This window comes from Microbacterium arabinogalactanolyticum (assembly GCF_030268005.1).
In the GTDB taxonomy this organism is placed as follows: domain Bacteria; phylum Actinomycetota; class Actinomycetes; order Actinomycetales; family Microbacteriaceae; genus Microbacterium; species Microbacterium arabinogalactanolyticum.
The window spans coordinates 595,651-604,495 of sequence record NZ_BRZC01000007.1 but is presented as its reverse complement, the minus strand read 5'-3'; the positions used below and the strand labels follow the sequence as shown (position 1 = coordinate 604,495).

Sequence of the window (8,845 nt, the reverse complement as noted above, 5' to 3'; positions counted from 1 at the left end):
CCACGCCGGTGAGGGAGGTGCGGTTTCGATCCGTTGCGGCCTCGTCATGACGGCGGAATAACACTCCCGATGCGGTGTTGACCGCTGACATGACCACATTGGGAATCATCGGAGCAGGACACATCGGCAGCAGCGTCGCGCGCGCGGCGATCTCGGCCGGATACGACGTCGTCATCGCGAACTCGCGAGGGCCGGAGACGCTGGCGGAGCTCGTGGCGGAGCTGGGGCCGAAGGCCCGCGCGGCCACGGCGGCCGAGGCGGGTGCCGCAGGCGACGTGGTGGTGGTGACCGTCCCGCTCGGTGCGATCGCGGACGTCCCGGTCGAGCCGCTCGCCGGCAAGATCGTCCTCGACACGAACAACTATTACTTCGAGCGCGACGGGCACATCGACGCGCTCGATCGGGGTGAGACGACCACGTCCGAGATCGTTCAGCGCCACCTGCCGACGTCGAAGGTCGTCAAGGCCTTCAACCACATCGTGGCGGCGCAGATCACGACCGACGGCTCACCGGCCGGCACTCCGAACCGGCGCGCCCTGGCGACGGCGGGCGATGACCCCGCCGCGGTCGAGTTCGTCACGCGTCTGTACGACGAGTTCGGGTTCGACACGGTCAACATCGGACCGCTCAGCGAGTCCTGGCGCGTCGAGCGCGACCGCCCCGCATACGTGGTGCGTCAGAACGCCGCCGAGCTCGAGGCGAACCTCGCGATCGCGAACCGCCTGCCCTGACCTGCTCTCATCCGTGCACCTGTGCGGGCCGGATCGGAGACGCGTCTGAGAGGGCTCTCGGCGATGCGCCTCCGATCCGGTGACGGGCCCGGTCCGGATGCGGTTCAGGAGGCGACGGAGCGGACGTGCTCTCCGGCAGGCTCGGCCAGGAGCGCGGAGTGCTCGGCGAACGTCTCCATGCTGCGGACGCCGGGCCAGTCCGCGGGGAGCAGTTCGGGCGGAAGGCCCGGATCGATGTAGGGCAGCACGCGCCAGCTGTCGATCAGGCGCACGTAGGCGGCGAACGGCGTGGACAGGTCGAGGCCGGTGACGGATGCCAGGAACTGCTCGTGCTCGGCGCGCAGCGCCTCCAGATCCCACCAGGCCGTGACGGCCTGGACGAGCGGCTGCGCCGGCCGCGGATCGGAGGTGCGGAACAGCGTCGCGAACCCCCGGGCGCCCAGCTCGTCGAGCAGCTCCTCGACCTCGGCATCCAGGTGGCCGGGCAGGATCCAGAGCCCTGCCGAGACGGCGCCAGCACCCAGGAACTGCAGCCGACGCCGCAGCTGGTGCCGCAGGTCGCGCCTGGTCTCGGGGATGGTCGCTGAGACCAGCATCCATTCGTCGCCGGCGCGCATCGTGCGCACGGAGAAGATGCGGCGGTCGCCGCGCTCCAGCATCGGCACCGCAGCAGGGTTCAGCGCGTACCCGCCGGATGCCGCGAGCAGCAGGCCGTGCTTCTTCAGCCGGGTGATCGCCGTGCGCGCTCGCGCTGCGGGGATGCCGAGATCCTCGGCCAGCCCCACCAGAGCACCCGACGAGATCGTCCCGCCGAGCGGCCGCAGGTACAGCCCGATCAGCGTCCGCAGCAGCGAGGTGGTGCTGCCCGGGCGTGCGTCGATGTCGTCGAGCACGGAAGCGGTCATGGGCTCAGGCGGTCAGGGCGTCGCGCACGGCCAGGACGCCGCGCAGGGTCTCTTCGTGCGAGGTGCTCAGCGGCGACAGACCCAGGCGGATGCCGTCGGGGAACCGGAAGTCGGGGATGATGCCCTCGGCCCACAGCCGCTGCGTCACCTGCTGGAACGAGTCGTGCCCGATCGTGATGTGGCCGCCGCGGTGCGCGGCATCCCGCGTGGTCAGCAGCCTCACGCCCAGCGGCGCGAGCAGCTCATCATAGGCGCGCACCGCGAAGTCCGTCAGCGAGATCGACTTGGCGCGCACGGCGGGCATCCCGGCGTCCGCGATCAGGTCGAGCATGCCCTGCATGGCGAGCATCGACATCACCGGCGGGGTGCCGCTGAGCAGCTGGCGGATGCCGCCGACCGGCGCGTACTCCGGGCCCATCGCGAAGATGTCGGACGCGCTCCACCAGCCGTGGATGGGCTGCGTGACGGCGCCGTGGTGCTCTGCGCGCAGGTACGCGAACGCCGGGGATCCGGGCCCGCCGTTGAGGTACTTGTACGTGCACCCGACGGCGAGGTCCACGCCCCACTCGTCCAGCTGCATCGGCACGACGCCCACCGAGTGGCACAGGTCCCACAGCATCAGGGCGCCCGCGTCGTGCACGACGGACGTGATCGCGGGCATGTCGGCGAGGGCGCCGGAGCGGTAGTCGACGTGGCTGAGCACGACCAGCGCGGTGCGCTCCGAGACGACAGCGGCGACATCGGATGCCGTGACGCCGGCGACCTCGTCCGGCTCCACCCACCGCAGCGTCGCGCCGGTCTCCTTCGCGACGCCTGCCGCGATGAACCGGTCGGTGGGGAAGTTGCCGGCCTCGATCACGATCTCGTCGCGACCAGGGCGGGCGGCGACGGCCGCGCGCATGAGCTTGTACAGCAGCACGCTGGTGGAGTCCGCGACCACCGTCTGGCCGGCGGCGGCGCCGAGGGCGACCTCCGCGATGCGGTCGCCGAGCTGCATGGGCAATGCCATCCACTGCTCGTCCCAGGAGCGGATCAGGCGCGTGCCCCAGTCCTCGCGGATGAACGTGCCGACCTTCTCGGGCAGGTCGCGCAGCGGCCGCCCGAGGGAGTTTCCGTCCAGGTAGGCGGCCACGCCCGGCGCGTCGGCGAACGCGTCCAGGTGGTGCGCGAGCGGGTCGGCGGCGTCGAGCCGACGCGCTTCGCTGAGCAGGTCGGGCGCGCTGATGCCGGCGACGCGGCGGTGCTCGTCCTCCGCGGATTCGATGGGGGTCGACGATTCGGACATGTCATGCCTCCGGGTGAGTGAGCGGGTGGGCAGCGGCGGGATCGCCGTCGGGCAGGAAGAGGGGGTGGGGGTCGTCGTCCCGCGGCGCGAGCGCGCGCAGCAGGCGGGTGCCGTCGATGCCGGCCTCGCGCAGGGCGTCGAGTTCGCGAGGGTTCAGGTCGACGGGGGTGGGCCCGTTGCCCATGTCGGTGCCGTAGAGCACCGTGCCCCCCGCGTCGGCGAAGCGGCGCACGTTGTCGATCGCGATCGCGCGGTGGGTGTCGTCGTGGATCGCGAGGGTCGAGATCCACTCCACGGATGCCGCCTGCTCGGCGATCTCGTCCTCGGCGAGACGCTCGGTGAAGGGCGCATGTGCGAGCCGGTCGGCGCCCAGGCGCGCTGCGCGCTGCGCCTGTCCCGAGCCCTCGGCGTGCGCCACGACGGGCAGTCCACGGGACTTCGCGGATGCCACGACGGCGCGGAAGCTGTCGTCGTCCAGCACCGGGCCCGCCTCGCTGTGCGCCACGACCTTGATGCAGGATGCTCCGAGGGCCGCGAGCTCGGCCACCGCGGCGACCGCCGCGGCAGCATCCGCGATCTCCCGTACCGAGCCGGCCGGAGCCCAGGAACGGTCCGAGGGATATCCGCCCGGTGCGGTGAGGAACGCGCCGGCGTACTCGATCGTGACCGGCCACAACTCCGGAGAATCGTGCGCAGCTGACCCGGGTTCGACGGAAACGGGCCGAGAAGCCCGCGGATCTCCGGAGTTGTGGCGAGCCACCCCCGCCACCCACGCCGGATTCCCGCCCAGATCGATCACGCGGCCCAGGCATGAGCCCGCCAGCAGGGCATGGTCCACCAGCTGCAGGTGCACGTGGTGGTCGGTGAAGCGGCCGGTGACGATGCCGCCATCGACGCGACGGATGCCGCTCATTCCTTGCCGATCCCGCTCACTTGCCGATCTCCGTGCGCACGCTGTACAGCTCGGGGAAGAACGTCAGGTCCAGTGCGCGGCGCAGGAAGTCCACGCCGGTCGACCCGCCGGTGCCCTTCTTCATACCGATCGTGCGGGTGACCGTGCGCAGGTGGCGGAAGCGCCAGAACTGGAAGTTGTCCTCCACGTCGACGAGCTCCTCGCACGCCTCGTACAGGTCCCAGTGCTCGTGGGGGTTCTCGTAGATCTCGCGGATCGCCTGCACCAGCTCGTCGTTCTCGCGGTACGGCTGGCGCACGTCCCGCTCGAGAACCTCGGCGGGGATGGGCAGGCCGCGGCGCGCCGCCAGGCGCAGGAACTCGTCGTAGAGCGTCGGCCGTTCCCACTCACGGGTGAGCAGCGCGAGGTTCTCGGGGTGGTCGCGGAAGACGCTCAGCATCCGCTCGTTCTTGTTGCCGAGTGCGAACTCGACGCAGCGGTACAGCACCGACTGGAAGCCGGAGGAGCTGCCCAGGGCGCCGCGGAACTCCGCGTACTCGGTGGGGGTGAGGGTGGCGAGCACCGACCACTGGCGGGTCAGCACGTCCTGGATGTGCTTGATGCGCGCGATGTGCTTGAGGGCGGAGCGCAGATCGTCCTCGGCGAGGCGGTCGCGGGCCGTGCCGAGCTCGTGCAGGACGAGCTTGAGCCAGAGCTCCGTGGTCTGGTGCTGGATGATGAACAGCATCTCGTCGTGGTGCTCGGGCTGGGAGACCGGATGCTGGGCGTCCAGCAGCTTGTCGAGCTCGAGGTACGAGCCGTACGTCATCCGGTCCTTGAGATCGGTGACGATGCCCTCTTCGAGTGCGCGCTCGTTGTCGTTGCTCATTTCGCGACGATATCACTGTTGTGTCGGGCGTCACAATAGTGAAATCGGTGGTGAGTATCGCTTTCCTCGCGAGCGCATCGGTAATGTCGGCCCATGGGAGACCACGTCGGCGTGCAGAGCTTCTCGCGGCAGGATCGCACTCGATTCCGCGCCAAGGTCGGGCGGTGCCTGGATGCGCTCGCGGTCATGCTCGCCGACGGCACCTTCGACGTCGCCGAGCCGCGACTGGGACTGGAGATCGAGCTCAACCTCGTCGACGGCGCTCACGACCCGGCCATGTCGAACGCACGCGTGCTCGAGGAGATCGCCGACCCGGCATTCCAGACCGAGCTCGGCCGGTTCAACATCGAGATCAACGTCGCCCCGCGGCCGCTCGACGCGGATAACCTCCGCGAGCTCGAGGGCGCCCTGCGCGCCGCGCTGAACGCGGCGGACGAGCGGGCGAGGGGTGTCGGGTGCGGCCTGGCGATGATCGGGATGCTGCCCACGGTCGACGAGCATCACTTCACCGAGCAGTGGTTCTCGGAGGACCCGAGGTACGGGCTGCTCAGCCAGCAGGTGATCGCTGCCCGTGGAGAGGACATAGCCCTGCAGCTGGACGGGCCCGCGCTGTCGGAGGGCGGCCCGCGGGAGACCCTCGACATCGTCTGCGACACGATCCTGCCCGAGGCCGCGTGCACCTCGGTGCAGCTGCACCTGCAGGTGCCGCCTGAGGAGTTCGCCGCGTACTGGAACTCGGCGCAGGCGATCGCCGGCGTGCAGGTCGCTCTCGCCGCCAACTCGCCGTTCTTCGCCGGTCGCGCGCTGTGGCACGAGACGCGCATCCCGATGTTCGAGCAGGCCACCGACACGCGCTCGCAGGAGCTGAAGAACCAGGGCGTGCGTCCGCGGGTGTGGTTCGGGGAGCGCTGGATCACCTCGATCTTCGACCTGTTCGAGGAGAACTCGCGCTACTTCCCGGCGCTCCTGCCGGTGTGCACCGACGAGGACCCGTTCGACGTGCTCGAGGCCGGTGACTCGCCGAAGCTGGCCGAGCTGCGCATGCACAACGGCACGATCTACCGCTGGAACCGCCCGATCTACGACGCCCAGGCCGAGGGGCGGCATCTGCGGCTGGAGAACCGCGTGCTGCCCGCGGGACCGAGCATCCCGGACGTGCTGGCCGATGCCGCGCTGTACTACGGGCTCGTGCGCAGCCTGACCGACGCCGACCGGCCGCTGTGGACGCAGATGACCTTCGACGCCGCCGAGGAGAATCTGCATTCCGCAGCGCGGGACGGCATCGAGGCGCGGATGTACTGGCCCGAGGTCGGCTGGGTGGGCCCGCGCGAGCTCGTGCTGCGCCGGTTGCTCCCGCTCGCGGCGGAGGGGCTGGACGCCTACGGCGTCGACGCCGCCGTGCGCGACCGGTATCTGGGCATCATCGAGCAGCGCTGCCTGACCGGCCGGAACGGCGCCACCTGGCAGCGGGGCGCGGTGGCCGCCCGCGAGGCCGCAGGCGAGACGCGATCCGAGGCGCTGCACGGCATGCTCGCGGAGTACCTGGAGCGGATGCACACGGGCGAGCCCGTGCACACCTGGGCGTCGTGACCCCCAGGAGGCTCAGTCTCCGAGGATCTCCGCGGTCGTCCGCAGTGCGATCTGCGGCGGGTACAGGCCCAGCACGTGCAGGGCGGCCGCGTGGTTCTCGGCGGTCGATCCCGCGCAGGCGTCCGTGGCGACGGTGAGGCGTGCGCCGGCATCCGCTCCCGCCAGGGCCGTGGAGAGAACGCAGCAGTCCGTCGAGACCCCGGCCAGAACCACGTGCGCGCCGCGCCCGACGATCGCCTCGAGCTCGGCACCCCACTTCCCGAAGGTCGGCAGGTCGAGCGTGGGATGCGGCGAGAGTCCCACGGCATCCGGAACCAGATCGTAGAGCGGATCGGACGCCGGCTTGTCCGCGAACGGCCATTCCTCGAAGTAGTCGCCCCAGGACGTCGCCCGATCGGCGGTGGGCACCCAGCGCGTGACGAGCACCCGCTCGCCGTGGGCGTCGGCGAGGGAGCGGATGTTCACCATGGCGTCCGCGAAGAACGGCGACCCCCACTCCGAATCCGGAGAGGCGAAGATGTTCTGCGGGTCGATGACGACCAACCAGCGCTCGGTCATCCCTGCTCCTGCCGGCGGATCCTCCCCGCACGGGCGAACCAGGTCACGGCGAACGACAGCACCAGCGCGAACAGCACGCCGAGGTTGGCGTAGCCCCAGTCGTCGCGCCAGCCGAACAGGTCGAGGAAATAGCCCTGCCAGTCGTTCCACGGGGTGTCGGGGATCGTGTTCATCACGAAGCCCCAGCCGATGCCGGTCGCGACGAGCATGGTGATGATCGAGGTCCAGTCGAACGCGCCGTAGCGGCCGTTCGAGTCGAACAGCGCCGCCTCGTCGTAGTCGCGACGGCGGCGCAGGATGTCGGCGATGAGGATGCCTGCCCACGACGCCATCGGCACGCCGAGCGTGATGAGGAACGACTGGAACGGGCCGATGAAGCTGGTCGCGAAGAACACCACGAAGATCGTTCCGGCGGTGAGGATCACGCCGTCGATGCCGGCGGCGGCCGGCCGCGGGATGCGGATGCCGAGGCTCAGCAGCGTGAGGCCCGAGGAGTAGATGCCGAGCACCGCGCCGGAGACCAGCGTGAGGATCGCGACGATCAGGAACGGCACCAGCACCCACGGGGGCAGGAGGGTGGCGAGGGCTCCGATCGGGTCGGATCCCACGGCGTCCATCAGCTTCTGGTTCGAGCCCGCCAGCAGGAGTCCGAAGAACACCAGGATGATCGGCGCGACCGAGCCGCCGATCGTGTTCCAGGCGATGATCTGCCCGTCGGATGCGGTGCGCTTCTGGTACCGCGACCAGTCGGCGGCGATGTTGATCCAGCCCAGGCCGAATCCGGTCATCACCATCACGAGGGCGCCGATGGTCTGCGCGAGAGTGCCGTCCGGGCGCGAGAAGGCGGTCGACCAGTTGATGCTCTCGAATGTGAGGATCAGGAACAGCACGGTCATCGCGCCGGTCAGCCAGGTCAGCACCGACTGCAGCTTCATGATCGTGTGGTATCCGAGCACGGATGCCGCGACGATGAGCGCCGCCACCGCGACGGTCGCCACGATCTTCAACCCGACGCCCTGGTCGTCGGCGCTCAGCCAGCCCAGGCTGCGGAACACCGTCGTGGTGGCGAGAACGGCCGTGATCGCCAGCGAGGTCTCCCAGCCGATCGACGTGAGCCACGACACGATGCCGGGCAGCTTCTGCCCCTGCACGCCGAAGGCGGCACGGGACAGGATCATCGTCGGCGCCGAGCCCCGTTTGCCGGCGATCGCGATCAGCCCGCACAGGAAGAACGACACGATGATCCCGATGACCGAGACGACCGTCGCCTGCCACAGCGAGATGCCGAAGCCGAGCACGAACGAGCCGTACGACATGCCGAACACGGACACGTTCGCCGCGAACCACGGCCAGAACAGGTCGCGCGGCTTGGCCGTGCGGTCGGACTCGGGGATGATCTCGATGCCGGTGCGCTCGATCAGAGCGGGGCCTGCGGCTTCGATGCTCGCGGACATGGGTGCCTCCGGGATGTTCGGGTTGTGCTCATCCTGGCATCCGGTGCCGCCACCGCGCGAGGGGACGCGCTGCCTCAGCGACCGAGGATGCCGGTGAGGGATTCCAGCGCACCGTCGGCGACGCGGAAGAACGCCCAGGTGCCGCGCTTCTCGCGCTCGAGGAACCCGGCCTCGACGAGGACGCGCAGGTGATGGGAGACGGTGGGCTGGCTGAGACCGAGCGGCTCCCTGAGGTCGCAGACGCACGCCTCGCCGTCGGCGTGCGCGGCGATCATCGACAGGATGCGGAGACGGGCGGGGTCGGCGATGGCCTTGAGCGAGGATGCCAGAGAGACGGCGTTCTCGACGGACAGCGGCGCGCGGGTGAGCGGGGCGCAGCAGGACTGCAGATCGCGGAGGGGGATCAGCTCTTGGACCGGCATGAGTCGATTATGCTCCATATATTGACAGTCGTCAATATATGCGCGACGATCGCAACGTCGAATATCGATGCTCATCGATGAAGGGAGGTGTGACATGGACGAGTGCTGCGACGCCGGCT

At 69.8% G+C, this 8,845-nt stretch carries 9 protein-coding genes; 2 read left to right on the top strand and 7 right to left on the bottom strand.

The features are described 5' to 3' along the window. Nucleotides 1-89 precede the first annotated feature (89 nt). Nucleotides 90-731, top strand: a complete 642-nt coding sequence (locus tag MIAR_RS14510; protein WP_285637464.1) for an NADPH-dependent F420 reductase — start codon at nucleotides 90-92, stop codon at nucleotides 729-731. Between the two features lie 104 nt (nucleotides 732-835). Here the strand turns inward: MIAR_RS14510 and MIAR_RS14505 are convergent, their stop codons facing one another. Genes MIAR_RS14505 through kynA form a run of 4 tightly spaced genes read right to left on the bottom strand, consistent with a single transcriptional unit; the run spans nucleotide 836 to nucleotide 4,702 of the window. Then, nucleotides 836-1,636: a PaaX family transcriptional regulator gene (locus tag MIAR_RS14505; RefSeq protein WP_285637462.1), complete on the bottom strand. Its 801-nt coding sequence runs from the start codon at nucleotides 1,634-1,636 to the stop codon at nucleotides 836-838. Between the two features lie 4 nt (nucleotides 1,637-1,640). Further along, on the bottom strand, nucleotides 1,641-2,921 hold the full coding sequence (locus MIAR_RS14500) for a kynureninase (protein WP_285637460.1): 1,281 nt from the start codon (nucleotides 2,919-2,921) through the stop codon (nucleotides 1,641-1,643). A 1-nt stretch (nucleotide 2,922) separates the two neighbouring features. Next, complete coding sequence (locus MIAR_RS14495) at nucleotides 2,923-3,834, bottom strand: amidohydrolase family protein (RefSeq protein ID WP_285637458.1); 912 nt, start codon at nucleotides 3,832-3,834, stop codon at nucleotides 2,923-2,925. A gap of 16 nt (nucleotides 3,835-3,850) precedes the next feature. Beyond that, nucleotides 3,851-4,702, bottom strand: coding sequence for a tryptophan 2,3-dioxygenase (kynA, locus tag MIAR_RS14490; RefSeq protein WP_285637457.1), 852 nt, complete (start codon nucleotides 4,700-4,702; stop codon nucleotides 3,851-3,853). A 93-nt stretch (nucleotides 4,703-4,795) separates the two neighbouring features. Between kynA and MIAR_RS14485 the strand changes: the two genes are divergently transcribed. Beyond that, the gene (locus tag MIAR_RS14485; RefSeq protein ID WP_285637456.1) at nucleotides 4,796-6,292 is read left to right on the top strand and encodes a glutamate-cysteine ligase family protein; all 1,497 of its coding nucleotides are present in this window, start codon (nucleotides 4,796-4,798) and stop codon (nucleotides 6,290-6,292) included. 12 nt (nucleotides 6,293-6,304) lie between these two features. Here the strand turns inward: MIAR_RS14485 and MIAR_RS14480 are convergent, their stop codons facing one another. From MIAR_RS14480 to MIAR_RS14470, 3 genes are all read right to left on the bottom strand, one after another. Next, nucleotides 6,305-6,850, bottom strand: a complete 546-nt coding sequence (locus MIAR_RS14480; RefSeq protein ID WP_285637453.1) for a cysteine hydrolase family protein — start codon at nucleotides 6,848-6,850, stop codon at nucleotides 6,305-6,307. Continuing rightward, entirely contained in the window at nucleotides 6,847-8,304 is a 1,458-nt protein-coding gene (locus tag MIAR_RS14475) for a purine-cytosine permease family protein (RefSeq protein ID WP_285637448.1), read from the bottom strand. The genes MIAR_RS14480 and MIAR_RS14475 overlap by 4 nt, the downstream gene beginning before the upstream one ends. 74 nt (nucleotides 8,305-8,378) lie before the next feature. After that, nucleotides 8,379-8,726, bottom strand: coding sequence for an ArsR/SmtB family transcription factor (locus MIAR_RS14470; RefSeq protein ID WP_285637445.1), 348 nt, complete (start codon nucleotides 8,724-8,726; stop codon nucleotides 8,379-8,381). Nucleotides 8,727-8,845 lie beyond the last annotated feature (119 nt).